At 65.6% G+C, this 14321-nt stretch carries 12 protein-coding genes and 1 tRNA gene; 4 read left to right on the forward strand and 9 right to left on the reverse strand.

Annotation, left to right across the window (positions count from 1 at the left end):
* The first annotated feature begins 163 nt into the window (after positions 1-163).
* The gene (locus IPM16_20055; GenBank protein ID MBK9125398.1) at positions 164-1282 is read left to right on the forward strand and encodes a glycosyltransferase family 4 protein; all 1119 of its coding nucleotides are present in this window, start codon (positions 164-166) and stop codon (positions 1280-1282) included.
* Here IPM16_20055 and IPM16_20060 read toward each other — a convergent pair.
* Positions 1262-3085, reverse strand: coding sequence for a glycosyltransferase family 39 protein (locus IPM16_20060; protein MBK9125399.1), 1824 nt, complete (start codon positions 3083-3085; stop codon positions 1262-1264). The two genes, IPM16_20055 and IPM16_20060, sit on opposite strands and share 21 nt — an antisense overlap.
* Entirely contained in the window at positions 3082-3624 is a 543-nt protein-coding gene (locus tag IPM16_20065; GenBank protein MBK9125400.1) for a thioesterase family protein, read from the reverse strand. Before IPM16_20065 ends, IPM16_20060 begins: the two co-directional genes overlap by 4 nt.
* Positions 3625-3686: 62 nt before the next feature.
* Here IPM16_20065 and IPM16_20070 point away from each other — a divergent pair.
* Positions 3687-3759: transfer RNA gene (locus tag IPM16_20070), tRNA-Val, on the forward strand.
* A 177-nt stretch (positions 3760-3936) separates the two neighbouring features.
* Here IPM16_20070 and IPM16_20075 read toward each other — a convergent pair.
* The 4 genes from IPM16_20075 to IPM16_20090 are packed head-to-tail and all read right to left on the reverse strand — an operon-like array spanning position 3937 to position 7819.
* Entirely contained in the window at positions 3937-4788 is an 852-nt protein-coding gene (locus IPM16_20075; protein ID MBK9125401.1) for an NAD(P)-dependent oxidoreductase, read from the reverse strand.
* A gap of 60 nt (positions 4789-4848) precedes the next feature.
* A complete protein-coding gene (locus tag IPM16_20080) occupies positions 4849-6159 on the reverse strand; it encodes a class II aldolase/adducin family protein (GenBank protein ID MBK9125402.1) in 1311 nt (436 codons plus the stop codon).
* Positions 6160-6172: 13 nt separating this feature from the next.
* Positions 6173-7117: a hexose kinase gene (locus tag IPM16_20085; GenBank protein ID MBK9125403.1), complete on the reverse strand. Its 945-nt coding sequence runs from the start codon at positions 7115-7117 to the stop codon at positions 6173-6175.
* 12 nt (positions 7118-7129) lie between these two features.
* The gene (locus IPM16_20090) at positions 7130-7819 is read right to left on the reverse strand and encodes a class II aldolase/adducin family protein (protein ID MBK9125404.1); all 690 of its coding nucleotides are present in this window, start codon (positions 7817-7819) and stop codon (positions 7130-7132) included.
* Positions 7820-7918: 99 nt separating this feature from the next.
* Between IPM16_20090 and IPM16_20095 the strand changes: the two genes are divergently transcribed.
* Together IPM16_20095 and IPM16_20100 are read left to right on the forward strand one after the other, a co-directional pair.
* Positions 7919-9076 carry an iron-containing alcohol dehydrogenase gene (locus tag IPM16_20095; protein ID MBK9125405.1) on the forward strand — a complete coding sequence of 386 codons (1158 nt, stop codon included), beginning with the start codon at positions 7919-7921 and terminating at the stop codon, positions 9074-9076.
* Between the two features lie 80 nt (positions 9077-9156).
* Entirely contained in the window at positions 9157-10512 is a 1356-nt protein-coding gene (locus IPM16_20100) for an aspartate aminotransferase family protein (protein MBK9125406.1), read from the forward strand.
* Here IPM16_20100 and uvrA read toward each other — a convergent pair.
* From uvrA to IPM16_20115, 3 genes are all read right to left on the reverse strand, one after another.
* On the reverse strand, positions 10509-13040 hold the full coding sequence (gene uvrA, locus IPM16_20105; protein ID MBK9125407.1) for an excinuclease ABC subunit UvrA: 2532 nt from the start codon (positions 13038-13040) through the stop codon (positions 10509-10511). The two genes, IPM16_20100 and uvrA, sit on opposite strands and share 4 nt — an antisense overlap.
* Positions 13041-13166: 126 nt before the next feature.
* Positions 13167-13544 carry a hypothetical protein gene (locus IPM16_20110; GenBank protein ID MBK9125408.1) on the reverse strand — a complete coding sequence of 126 codons (378 nt, stop codon included), beginning with the start codon at positions 13542-13544 and terminating at the stop codon, positions 13167-13169.
* Positions 13545-13554: 10 nt separating this feature from the next.
* Positions 13555-14319, reverse strand: coding sequence for a class II aldolase/adducin family protein (locus IPM16_20115; GenBank protein ID MBK9125409.1), 765 nt, complete (start codon positions 14317-14319; stop codon positions 13555-13557).
* Between the last annotated feature and the right edge of the window lie 2 nt (positions 14320-14321).

Genomic DNA, 14321 nt, shown 5'->3' on the forward strand with positions numbered 1-14321 from the left:
GCTGGCCCTCACCCCCAGCCCCTCTCCCTCAGGGAGAGCGTGGCAACCGATCGGGCCCTGCCAGTTACGCGATGTGTTGGGGGGCCCCCGGGGGGGGCCCGCCCGGGGGGGGGCCCCGGGGGGGGGGCGCCCCGGGCGCCGGGTCCACCCCGCTTGTAGGCCCATGCGCGTCGTCCATCTCATCAAAACCGACGGAATCGCTGGCGCAGAACGCCACCTGCTCGACCTGCTGCCGGCGCTCATCGCGCGCGGAGTCGATGCGCGGGTGCTGTTCATCGCACCGGAGTCGGGCGCAGGTGCGGACTTCGCCGCGGCGGCCGAATCACGCGCTATTACGGTCGATCGCCTTCCCATTCGCGGCCACGGGTCGCCCGCGCTAGTCCGTGCAATTGCGCGCGCGCTTCGCCGCAGTAAACCCGACATCGTCCACGGCCACCTCGTCCACGCCGAGCTGTGGGGAATCCCGGCGGCCCGTCTAGCCCGCGTCCGCCGTGTCGTCGTCACGCGACACAGCGACGACGCGCGCCGCACACGCCAGCCGCTGCGCACGGTGTATGGCGCCTTGTGGCGGATGCTCGACACCTGCATCTGCGTATCGGATGCGGTGCGCCGCGCAGCCGAGGCAGAAGGCGCGCCGTCGCGCAAGCTGCGCGTGATTCACCTCGGGCTGCCGCCGCGCGAACCAGAGCCGAATCGACCCAGCCGCGAGTCTCTGCGCGCCGAACTTGGGCTTGCGCCCGACACGCTGCTGTTCGGTACGGTCAGCCGACTGCTGCAGATCAAGGGGATTGACGACGCCATCCGTGCGCTCGCGCGGGCACCGCGCGTTCATCTGGTCGTGGCCGGCGATGGCCCGGAACGTGACGCGCTGACAGCGTTGGCAGCGCAACTGAATATGGCGAATCGGGTTCACTTTCTCGGCTGGCGCAGCCCGATTGCGCCGGTGCTGGCGGCGTTGGACGGCCTGCTTGCGCCAAGCCGCCGCGAGGGATTCGGCATGTCGGTGCTGGAGGCAATGCAGCAGGGCATCCCGGTGATCGCGTCGTCGGCCGGCGCGCATCCCGAAACGGTCGTCGACGGCTATACGGGCCTGCTCGTACCGCCCGACGACCCCGCCGCGCTCACCAAGGCGATCGTTTCACTGGTGGAAAGCGCGCACTTGCGTCAGGCGATGGGGGCAGCAGGACGCGAACGGGTGGCGTCGGTATTCACCACAGAGCGCATGGTCGACGCGACGCTGGCACTGTATCGCGAGCTGGGTTCAGGGAAAGCAGTCGAATAGGCTGTCGATCCCGCGCGCCGGGCCCCAAATCTGCGTCGGTACGCCGTTGCGCAATTCCCAACGCGGCCCGGCCAAATCCACGCCGAACACCAGCCAGCAGTTCTCGGCGGCCCACTCATGGAGCTCGGACCGAAACCCTTCTGAGGACTTGGGCAGATAGAGGAAGCGCACGCGCCGATCGGCGATCAATTGCACGATGCCTTCGTCGCTAATCATCGGGTCGCGGCCGATGAACCCGCCGATGAACAGCACCGGCCGGCCGGAATGCACCACGTACGGCGACCCGATCGCCGCGTTCGGCGCTGCGACCAAGTATTCGATATCCTGCGTTTCGGCTTGCAGGAACTCGAGCGCGTCGGGGTTGTAGTCGAGCCGTTCGACGTCGCGAAACGCCAACCACTGCCGCGTCGCGAACGACCCGAACGGCTCTGGCACCGTGCGATCGAGCGCCATCGACGACGTCAGACCGGAGAACACAAACGGTGTGACGACCATCGCCACCGCGCCGAGGCCCACAGCCGCGGACCATCGGCGCATTCGCCAAGCCGCGACGGCGGCCACCGCCAGCACAGCGGCCAGCGGCCACCACACCGGCGGAAACCCATCGTCGAACGGCTTGGCGTGCTGATAGACGAGCAGCAGCGACACGCCGATCACCCACAGCAGCGCGCCCATCCGCGACTGGGCTGCCCACCACGCGGCAATTCCGATCAGGGCGGCAGTCGGCACCATCAGGATGATCGAATAGTAGGCGTGGATGAACGAGGCGACGGTCAGCACGTACGCGCCGATCAACAGCCACGATCCATACAGCAGCAGCGCGCGGAACGGCTCCTCACTCGCACGGCGCGGCCGCCACGCCAGAACGCCGACCACAGCGATGACAACCGCCAGCGGCAGCATCCATCCCGCGTTATAGAATAAGTCGCTGTCGAACAAGCGCGCCGGCGACTCGATGAACGCTTGAATCCCGGTCGACGCCGTCGGCCCGCCGATCAGCGCGGTCGCGCCCGATGTGCGCATCAGGCCGTTATAGCCAAAGATCAGGTCGAACGCCGAGTTGTTCCCGCTGCTGCCGATAAACGGGCGGCTGTCCACCGACGTCAAGTCGACGACGACCGCCCACGAGAACGCGAAGGCTGCATAGACCGCGCCGGTGATGACGAGGCGGCTTAGGCGCCCCGCCCACGGTACCGGCGCGCTGAGCAGATAGACGAGGATCAGCGGCGGCAGCGGGAAGACCGATTGCAGCATCTTGACGTTAAACGCCGCCCCGAACGCCAGTGCAGACCACAACAGCGGGCGCAAGCGTCCCGTTTCGATGGCGCGCAGACCAAATGCCACGCCGACCGTCTGGGCGAAGATCATCTGGCTGTCGATGAGGTTGGTGCGGTCTAGCGCAACACTGACCGGCGTGACGGCGACGACCAGCGCTGCGATGATGCCCGGCCAAAACCCGAACCGGCGCGCGATCATCGCGTGGACGAGCGCGGTGGTCAGTACGCCGCTGGCGACGCCCGGCAGCGCCAGCGAGACCCAATTGAACCCGAAGAGCCATGCCGCGATGGCCTGTGTCATAAACCCCAGCGGCGGCTTATCGACCGTGATGCTGCCGCCCGGTTCGGCCGCGCCGAACAGGAAATTGGACGGCGATTGCATCATCGACAGCACTGTGCCGCCGTAGTAAGAGTGACCGATGCCCTTCGTCTCCAACTCGCTGGTGCGCAGCAGCAGTGCGACGAACAGCACCGCGAACAGCGCCGCGGTCCGTGCAAACGTCAGTCGGGGGATGGTGTAGGTCATGGTGCGATAACGCCGCACACCGGCGCGGCCCAACCCAACGCGTCGCTCTCCGCCACCAATCGGTCGAGCGTCGCGGCGATCTCGTCGGGCCATGCGACGGTGCGGCGCGCGGCAAGATCGGCGTGGCTGTTAACGCACTCGAATGTCGACGCGAGGTTGCCGCGCGTCTCGTTGACCATGAACATCATGTAGTGCATACGCTTGGCGCTGCGCCCGAGAATGCGCGCGTACACCGCAGTCGTGTCGCCGATCAGCACCTCGTTGAGATAGTGGATATGGTGTTCGAGATCGAACCCGCCGCGTTGGGTGCGCTCGAAGAACTCGAGTGTCAGGCCGATCCTGTCGATCAGCGGATACCCGGCGTCGTCAAACAGCGACATATAGTGGCGGACGTTCATATGCCGGTTTTCGTCGCTGTACTCGGGCGGGACGATCCTGCGCAGCAGGAACGGCAGGGCGGTGACGTCGGTAAGGGCGGGTGGCGTGAACTTCATCGCATGACACGCAGTGGTGATTGGACGCGCGCGCGAGTATAGCATGCCGCGCTCCGGTACGACCGGGTTGACCCCGTGCCGTTCCAGCCCCTATAATCAACGTCGACGGGCGCATAACTCAATCGGCAGAGTGCCATCCTTACAAGATGGAAGTTACAGGTTCGAGTCCTGTTGTGCCCAACGCAACCCGCCCACGATGCACCGTGGGCGGGTTCTTTTTACTGACTCAAGGGGTGCAAACCCCTTGACCCCGTTTCTGCGGAACTGGCATGCGAGCATGCCAGTTCCGCGGTTAAGGGAGTCCAAAGGGCGAAAGCCTTCTGGCAGGGGTTGGGGCAGCGCCCCAACGGGCTCCCGCTACACCGAGCCGTCTGGCACGTACTTGCGCCACGAGTACTCCGGCTTGAAGCCCAGCATGCGCTGCGCCTTGCCACTGCTCAGCAGCGACTCGTACGGCTGCAGCCCATCGGGGATGGGCAGCTCGGGGAAGTAGCGCGCGAGCAAGTCATGGTTCGTCGTGTTCATGATCGAGTCGGCCGCGGCGATCATGAAGACTTCCGCGCCCTGAATGTCCGCTGTGATGCTCAGGCGGGCCGCCTGCGCCGCGTCGTTCTCGTCGATATAGCTCCACAGGTTCCAGATCCGGGTCGTCGGGTCGGCCCAGAAGGTCGGGCAGTTCTTGTACACGTCCGGCCCGATGATGTTCGAGAACTGCAAGCCGATGAACGGAATGCCGGACAGGCGGTTGAACTCGCGCGCCATCTGCTCGCTGATCACCTTCGAGATGGCGTAGCTCGACCCCGGCGCGTACGGGTGTTCCTCGGTCACAGGAACGAACTTCGGCCGGTTGACCTCCAGCGGCAGGCCGTAGATCGTCTCGCTCGATGCCCAGATGACCCGCTGCATCTTCAGCGCAACGGCCGCGTTGAACACGTTGTACGTCGACATCGTGTTGTTGTGGAAGCGCTGCGCGCCGGTGAAGTGATCGCGGTCGGGCTCGGGGTTGGCGGCCATGTGGATGACGACGTCGAAGCCGTGCAGGGCCGCGAGCGTTTGGCCGTAGTCGGTTAGGTCGGCGAGGCGAAATTCGCCCTGCCAGCCCTGCGGGCGAACGATGTCGGACTGGCCGACTTCATACCCGTGGTCGAGCAGCTCGCGGACGATGTTCCGGCCCGCGCGCCCGGTTCCTCCAGTGACGATGACCTTCATAACGTTGCTCCTTAGTGACGCGCCGCTTTTTGGCAGAAAGTATTGACAATGCGACGAAGATCAATCCGCAGTGAAGTGTTCCTCATTCGGGAAGAACTTGCGCTCTAGCTGGTGGATGTCCTCGTCGCCGATGGGCTGCAAGACGCCGACTGCCCGCGACCGCAGCAAGGCTTGCGCGCTGAATTCGGCGACCTCTATCCGATCGAACGCTTGCAGCAGGGTCGTGCCGGTCGCCAGTACGGCGTCGTTGCGCAGCAGCACGACCGGCGTGGTGGTCGACAGCATGCGCGCGACGTTGTCCGGATCGGTGAACTCCTCGCCGTAAGGTGCCGCCGGGAGTTCGCGCAGCACGACGTACGTCTCGGGGATCAGGCGCGTGTCGAACGGCACGGTTTCGGACACGGCGAAGCTGATCGCCCCCGGCGGCTGTGCGCTGATGACGCAGTTGACGTCGGGATGGTGTGCGTAGATCGACCGGTGCATGCGCACGGCCCGGCTCGGCACGCGCCCGGCCTCGCGGCGGCCGTCTAAGATGCGCACGATGTCGACCGGCTCGATGTACTTACGGTCGAACCCGTAGGGCGTAATCAGAAAGTCGTCGTCGCCGATACGCAGCGAGACGGTGCCGCCGGTGCTGGTCATCAGACGGCGGGCATAGGCGCGGCGCACCATATCGACGATGGCGCGGCGGCCCTCCAGTTCACGGCTGTCGCGCGTGCCGGGCGCGAACTCTGGCAGCAGGTTGTCGAGGTGGCGGAACAGCGCCAGATCTTCGTCGTTCAGCAGGTGATAGCCGCCAAGCCCTGCTGCGTGAATCTGGGTCTGCGCGCAGAATTCAAGGGTTTCGAGCCGGTGGAAGGCTTGCAGCAGGGTCGCGCCGCCGGCCGCGACGCCGTGATTCTCGAGCATGACGAGGTTCGGCCCGGCCATAAACGCCTCGGCGATCCGCATACCGAGCGCCTCCGACCCGGGCAGTTCGTAGCGCGCATAGCCGACTGGCCCGCAGATGTCATACGCCTGCGGAGTCAGGCGCGTTTCCGGACTCTGCCGCACGAGGCTAAACGCGACGAGTGCGATCGGGTGCGCGTGGACGATGGCGCGCAGGTCGGGCCGGCCATGATAGATGCGCCGGTGGAAAGGCAGCTCGCTGGACGGCGCGTGCTTGCCTTCGGTGCGCCCGTCCGGCAACACGCGCACGATGTCGTCGGGTGTCAAGCCGCCTTTGTCGATACTGGCCGGCGTGATCCAGATGCTGCCGTCGTCGTCGTGGATCGACAGATTGCCGCCGCTGGTGGTGGTCAGGCCCTGCTGATACAGCCGCAGCATGATCTCGACCAGTTGGTGACGCGGGGGAAGCATGGCGAAGTCCATGACGCTTATCCTCCTACACAGCCGGATATGGCTCAATCTGGACGAGGGGCAGCAGGCGCTCGGCTTCGCGGCGTTCAAGCTGAGCCGTGCCGGCTTGCTGTACGACCGCGCTGGCATACGCAAAACCGCGCCGCAGACCCATCTCGATCGGTTCACCGCGCCACACCGACTCGGTTAAGCCGGCCATCACGCCGTCGCCGGCGCCGCCTGCGCTCACGACCGGCACCTCCAGCGGCGGGACGAACCAAGCGGCATCGCGCGTGACCGCTAGCGCACCTTCCGCACCTAGCGTGGCGACCACCGTCGTGCCGAAGCGCGTGACGAGGTCGCGCGCGGCGGAATACACGTCCGCAAGGTCGCCGACGGGCCGGCCGATCAGACGGCCCAGCTCGTCGCGGTTAGGCTTGATGAAATCGGGCCGCGCCTCAAGCCCGGCGGCCAAATTGGGCTGGTCGGCGTCGAAAAGCACCGGTACGCCGCGCCCGCGGATCAGGCCGATCCAGCGTGTATACAGCGACGGCGACAGAGTCGAAGGCAGGGTGCCGCCGAGCATCACGCATGCCGCATCGGACAACACATCGTCGAACCGCGCCTCCAACGCCGCGACGTGCGCTTCGGAGACGATCAGCGTGTCGGTCGTGATCGTCGTTTGTGTGCCGCTGCCTTCGTCAGCGATCACGACGTTGATGCGCGTTTCGCCGTCGACCTCGATGAAGTCGACATCGACGCCGCGCGTCTCTAGGATCTGCTTGGCGCGCTGGCCGGCGGTGTTGGCCGCAAACCCGATGGCGAGGCTGTTGACACCCATTTCGCCGAGGATGTACGAAACATCGGTCGGCTTGCCGCCGATGCTGACGACGCTGCGCTTCGCGCGGATGGTCGTGCCGGAGGCATAGCCGGGGATCACCAGCGTCTGATCGATGGTGGTGTTCGCCGTGATGGTGACGATGCGGCCCATGTGCAGCCGCCCTTACTCGGTGAACGACGAAATGACGTCTTCCATACGCGCGCGTTCGGCCTCCAGCATCGGGCTGGCCCCCAGTGCGCGCGACTGGATGATGATGTAGGCGTTATTGTCGAGACGCTCGACGGCGTCGTACGCGGCGAACAGGTCGCGGCCCATCAGAAACAGCCCGTGCCATGGCGCGATCGTGCCCGCGGCATGCCCGCTGATGCGCTTCTCACGCCCACGCATGCTGGCGACCACGTTTTGTGCCAGCACTTTGCTGTGCGCCGGTGCGTACTCGACCACCGGTGTCACGCCGAACTTGCGTGTGGCTTCCAGCACCGGCGGCATCGGCTGTGCGGCTGCCGCGAACACGAGCAGGTTGCGGGCATGGGCATGGATCACGCCGGTGCCGTGTTCGCCGAACTCGCGGTGCAGGCTAAGGTGCACCTTGCTCTCGCGACTGATCGTCCCGTCACCGGCGAGCACGTCGCCGTCGAGGTTGACCACCAGCACGTCTTCAGGGTTGAGCTGCCACTGCCGGAGCGATCCGGAATAGCGCGGGGAGATGCAAACGAGATCGCCGATGCGTTCGCTGAGATTGCCGCCGGCCGCATCGGTCAGTCGGCGCTCGAACAGCATGCGGCCGATCCGTGCCACCCGCTCGCGAGTCCTCTGAATGGCCGGATCGCTGCGGATTTCGTCGCTGTTCATCGTGAATGTCCTTTGTTCGAAGTGACTGGACGTACGCACCACGTGCGCAAATCTGGTAAGCTATTATAGCGAATTCGACAGAAAACGAAAGAAAACGAAATGACAATCTTCGAGTTTGCGACGGCAGATCGGATCGTGTTTGGCCGCGGTGCAATTACACAGGTCGGCCAACTGGCACGAGCATACGGCAAGCGTGCGCAAGTGGTCAACAGCGGGTCGGCCGACCGCGCACAGCCCGTGTATGCCGCGCTGGAAGGGAGCGGGATCGCCTACACCGCGTTTTCCGTCACACACGAACCGACGATCGACATCGCCAAGCATGCCATTGCACAAGCACATGAACTTGGCGCGCAGCTGGTGATCGGGTTCGGCGGCGGGGCGGCGATCGACCTCGGCAAGGCGGTCGCGGCGCTGGCGACCAACCCCGGCGATCCGCTCGACTACCTCGAAGTGATCGGTCGCGGCAAGCCGCTGCAGCACGATCCGCTGCCGTACATCGCCGTTCCAACCACCGCCGGCACCGGCGCCGAAGTCACCCGGAACGCCGTGCTGGCGTCCACCGAACACCGCGTCAAGGTCAGCTTGCGGTCGCCCAAGATGCTGCCGCGTGTCGCGCTGATCGACCCGGAGCTGACGGTAAGCCTGCCACCTGACGTCACGGCCAGCACCGGCATGGACGCGCTCACGCAGTGCATCGAGCCGTTCGTCAGCCCGGCCGCGAATGTGATGACCGACACGTTCTGTCGTGACGGCATCCGGCGCGCGGCACGCGCCCTGCAGCGCGCGTATCGTGATGGCGCAGACATCGACGCCCGCGAGGACATGTCTGCCGCCGCTCTGATGGGGGGATTGGCGCTGGCCAACGCCAAGTTGGGCGCGGTGCACGGATTCGCCGCGCCTATTGGCGGCATGTTCGACGCGCCGCACGGGGCGGTCTGCGCGGTGCTGCTGGCGCCGGTCATGCGCGCCAACCTCAGAGCGCTGCGCGAGCGCACGCCGGGACACCCGTCATTGGAGCGCTACATCGAGATTGCCCGACTGGTCACCGGCACGGGCGGCGCGACCGCCGACGACGGCGTGCAGTGGGTACAGGCGCTCGCCCGCGATCTGAACGTTCCCGGCCTGAGCGCGTACGGGATCGGCCTCGATACTCTGCCTGAGATCGCCGAAAAAGCCGCGCAGGCCAGCTCGATGAAAGGCAACCCGGTTGTGCTCACACTTGACGAACTGGTCGGTATCCTCGAAGAGGCGTTGTAGACGTTTCGACCCGCGAGCACGCGAAACCGGATTCACGCGTACAATCGACGTATCACCCGGGGGCGTGAAAGGCGTGCCGCATGATTCCCAAAGACTTGCTTCACCTCGCTGCCGAACTGTCGTCCGACTATCTCGATTCGCTCGATTCGCGCAGCGTGTACCCCACCGACGAAGCGATCGCGGCCTTGCCGAAGCTTGGCGGGCCGATCCCGGAGTCGCCCAGCGACCCCGCCGAGGTGCTGCGACTCCTGCACGAGGTCGGTTCGCCGGCGACGGTCGCGATGGCCGGGCGGCGCTATTTCGGCTTCGTCATCGGCGGCTCGGTGCCGGCGGCCCTCGTCTCGAGTTGGCTGGCAACGGCGTGGGATCAGAATCCCGGGCTGTATGTCGCGTCGCCAACCGTCTCCGTGATCGAGGAGATCGCGCGCGATTGGCTGCTGGACATTCTCGGCCTTCCGGCCACCGCCGACATGGGGTTCGTGACCGGTGCCACGATGGCGAACTTCACGTGCTTGGCGGCGGCCCGTCATGCGCTGCTCGATCGCGCAGGCTGGGATGTGGAGGCGCACGGATTGTTCAGCGCGCCACCGATCCGGTTCGTCACCGGACAGGAAGTCCATGCCAGTGTGCTTAAGTCGTTGAGTATGTTGGGATTGGGCCGCGAGCGCATTCTGCGTGTGCCGGTCGACGATCAAGGCCGGATCGACCCGGCGCAGCTCCCCATGCTCGATGCGATGACGATCCTGTGCATTCAGGCCGGCAACGTCAATACCGGCGCGTTCGATCCTGCGCTGGAGCTGTGCCAAGCCGCGCACGATGCCGGCGCATGGGTGCACGTCGACGGCGCATTCGGAATGTGGCTGTCCGCGGTGCCGTCGCGCAGCCATCATACGGCCGGATTTGCCGATGCCGACTCGTGGTCGCTCGATGCACACAAGTGGCTCAATGTCCCGTATGACAGCGGCATCGCCATCGTACGAGACCCGAAGCATCTGCGTGCAGCCATGTCGAACAGCGCCAGCTACCTGATCGAAAGTGATCACCGCGACCCGTACAAGTACACGCCGGAGATGTCGCGCCGCGCACGTGCCGTCGACATCTGGGCGGCGCTGCGTTCGTTGGGCCGTTCCGGGGTTGCCGACTTGGTCGACCGCAACTGCCGGCAGGCGGAGCGGTTTGCCGACGGGCTCCGCCGTGCCGGGTTCGAGGTGCTCAACGATGTCGTCGCCAATCAGGTGCTGGTGACGTTCGGAGACGCCGAGACCACGCTAGCGACCATCGCGGCGATTCAGCGCGAGGGCACCCTTTGGGCGGGCCAAACGGTCTACCGCGGTCGCACCGCGCTGCGCATCAGCGTATCGAGCTGGGCGACGACCGACGACGACATCGACCGCAGCCTCGAAGCGATCATTCGGGTCGCAGATCGGGCGGGTTAGGCCATCACCTGACGCAGATACTGTCCGGTGTACGACTCCGTCGCCGCGGCGATCTGTTCAGGCGCGCCTTCAGCCACGATATAGCCGCCCTCCGCGCCGCCTTCCGGCCCGAGGTCGATCACCCAATCGGCGGCGGCGATCAGGTCGAGGTTGTGTTCGACCACGACGACCGTGCTTCCGCCGTCCACCAACCGTTGTAAGACGCCCATCAACCGGGCGGTGTCAGCCGGGTGCAGGCCGGTCGTCGGCTCGTCGAGCAGATACAACGTTCGCGCGCTGGCGCGCCTGCCCAGCTCTTTCGACAGCTTGACGCGCTGGATCTCGCCGCCCGACAGCGTTTTCGCAGGCTGGCCCAACTGCATATATCCGAGGCCGACGTCGACCATGACCTGCAGGCGCGATGCCGCCGCTGGCACATCCGAGAACAGCGCCAGCGCTTCGTCCACCGTGAGATCGAGCACATCGGCAATGGTGTGATCCCTGTACGTGACCGCCAGCGTCTCCGGCTTGAAGCGGCGTCCCTTGCACGCCGGGCACTTGACCTCGACGTCTGGCAGGAAGTGCATCTGAACGGCCAGCGTGCCGACACCCTGACAGCGCTCGCACCGTCCGCCGGGGACGTTGAACGAGAAGTGGCGGGCGGTCATCTTGCGCTCGCGGGCGGCAGGCGACGCCGCGAAGACCTCTCGGATCGGCGTGAAAGTGTCGGTGTAGGTGGCGGCGTTGGAGCGCGGAATCCGCACGACGCTCTCTTGACCGATGGTGATGAGCTTGTCGAAGTGCTCCCAGCCTTCGATCGAGTCGTGGGGGCCGGGCCGATCGGATGCGTTGTAGAACTGCTGCCGGCCTGCGGCGTCGAGGATGTCGAAGATCAGCGACGACTTGCCCGAACCCGATACGCCAGTGACAGCCACCAACAGGCCGATCGGCAGGCGCACGGTGATGTCTTTGAGGTTGTTGGCGCGCGCCCCTGCGATCGTCAGCCAGCGGCCATCCGGCAGGCGGCGCTGTCCGGGAACCGGCACGTGTTCGCGGCCTGACAGGTAGGCGCCGGTTATCGACGTCGGGTGACGAGCGATTTCGTCCGGTGTGCCGGTGGCGACCACCTGCCCGCCGTACTTGCCTGCGCCGGGGCCGAAGTCGATGATGTGATCGGCAGCGCGCATCACTTCAAGGTCGTGTTCGATCACCAGCATCGTGTTGCCCAGATCGCGCAGGCGTTTGAGCACGCCGATCAAGCGCGTCGTGTCGCGCTCGTGCAGGCCAATGGTTGGCTCGTCGAGAATGTAGACGAGGCCGGTCAGGCTCGAGCCAAGCAGCAGGGCCATCTTCAGCCGGCGCGCCTCGCCGCCGGACAATGACGGCGACGCACGATCGAGCGTAAGGTAGCCGACGCCAACTTCGATCACCCGCCGGATGCGCTCTTGCAGGTCGATCAGCAGCGAGCGGGCAACGTCGCGATGATCGCTTTGCAGCGCATCGGGCAGCGTGCCCAGCCATGCGGCCAAGTCGGTCAGCGCCATGCGCGACACGTCGATGATGGTTCGTCCCGCAACTGTAACGGCACGTGCGTCCGGGCGAATCCGCGTGCCTTCACAGTCGGGGCACGTATCGGTTACCAGAAACTCGGCCATCTTCTGCTGATAGTCGAGGTCGTGAATATGCTCGGCATAGCGCCGCAGGATGGTTGTGGCGACGCCTTCGAATCGTCCGCCGCGGACGGTCTGCGGTGTCTCGACGTCGGGCGCATGGCGGCGGAACTGCGCGCTCTCGACGCCGAAGACAAGCAGATCCCGCATGGCCGGCGAATAGTCTTTGACCGGCATCGACGGATCGAAGGCGAGGCCGTAGTGCTGCGCAGCGGCGGCAAGGATCCCAATTTGGTAGCGGATCAGGTTGGCGTCCCAGCCGTGGATCGCGCCATCCTCAATGCTCAGGTCGTCGTTGACGAGCCGCTTGACGTTGGCCTGATGAATCGTGCCGAGGCCGGTGCAGGTTGGGCAGGCGCCCTCCGGCGTATTGAACGAAAAATGCCCCATGGTGAGTTCCGGAACGGCCGCCCCGCAGTGCGGGCACGCGATGTACGTGGTTTCCGGATCATGCTCGCTGGTGTCTTCCGGGCTCCAGTCGTCCGGCATCGCCTCGCTCATCGGCGGGATGGTCCTGCCGCACGCGGGACACGGGCGCTGTCCCAGCCGTTCGAACAGCACACGGACGTAGGTGTAGATGTCGGTGGCCGTGCCGACTGTCGAGCGCGGACTGCGGTTGGTGCCGGAATGGTCGACGCTGATGGTCGGCAGCAGCCCAACGATTGAGTCGACTGGGGCTTTGCCCACGCCGCGCGTCAACATGCCGACCGCTTCCAGATACTGCCGCTGGCCTTCCATGAGCACGATGTCGAAGCCGAATGTGGACTTGCCTGAACCGGACACGCCGGTCAGGACGACGAATTGACCGACGGGGATGTCGACGTTGACGCTCTTGAGGTTGTGAAGTCGTGCGCCGCTGATCGAAATGTGGGACTGCATCCTGTGCCACCTCCGCGATTCATCTGGCGAGCCGACCGCCCGTGAAACAGGCGGCCAAGAAGGCTATCACGGATCAGCTGGCCGTTAAAAGCCCAGATATCGGGTGGTGTTGCGGACTTCGACCGATCAGCCGACCGCGTGCGCCATGGTCGTCATCAGGCTGATGTTATGGGTCGTGGCGTACATGCGCGAGTACTGCACGATGATCGGCGTACTGCTGCGCACGCGCACCCCGTAGGGCGTGTCGAACGGGATGACGTAGCCGCCGACCTGTGACGGATCGTCCATGCGCACGTGCACGCACCGTTTCGCGCCGATCACGATCCGCACGTCTTCGACCGGTTCACGGTCGGCGAAGTAGAAGTCGAGGCGGATGTCTGCGTCTGCGTCCGTCGTGTTCAGAATGCAGATCGCTTCGTGATTCTTGTACACCGGATCGTCGCCGGCGGGCGTGGCCAAATACGCGTCGGGAATGAACCACACGGTTGCGCCGTCAGGGGACATAGCAGACCTCTCAGGAATTCGTACGGGCGAATTGATTGCGGCGGTAGATTTCGTCCGGACGGCGGACGATGTGCTGCACGTCCTCGTCGCTGAGGAACAGCGGGCCACCGAGCGCCGCCGCGCCGGCAAACACGCGCGCCGCCTTGATCGTCATCATCGTGATATTGAGCGCCTCGCGCGCGGTTTGCCCCAGCGCGATCAGGCCGTGGTTTTTCAGCAGGATCGTGCGCGGGGCTTCGCCTTCGGTCTGCATGTACGCACGCACCGACTCGCGGATGGCGCATGCCAGCGGCAGGCCCGGGTCGGCATACGGGACGAACGCGCTGCGCGGGCCGCACAGCACCGCTTCGTCGGGGAAGCTGCGGTGGTTGGCGAACTCCTCGGCGCGCGGGCTGCACAGGATCGACACGACTGGCGTCGGGTGCGTGTGGGCGATGAACTTGACGCCGCACTCCGCCAGCAGCAGCGCGTGAAACGTCACTTCAATCGACGGGTCGGGCGCGTTGAGGTCGAGCTTGGCGGTTTTGGCGCGCGCCTTCTGTTCGTCCATGCTGGGCGCGGGGTCGGCGTCGACGAGCGCCAGCATCGGCGCGATACGTACCGCGACCAACCCGGCCGGCTCGATGGACGCCATCTGCTGCCCGCTGGCCTTGATGTAGAACGTGTCGGCGTCGATGCGCGCCGACGTGTTGCCCTCGCCGATGATCACGCAGTCGCGCTCGGGCTCGCCCAGTGTGCGTGTGAGTATCCAGAGTTCGTGCAGCAGGTCGTTCATCG

This window comes from Candidatus Flexicrinis affinis (assembly GCA_016716525.1).
In the GTDB taxonomy this organism is placed as follows: domain Bacteria; phylum Chloroflexota; class Anaerolineae; order Aggregatilineales; family Phototrophicaceae; genus Flexicrinis; species Flexicrinis affinis.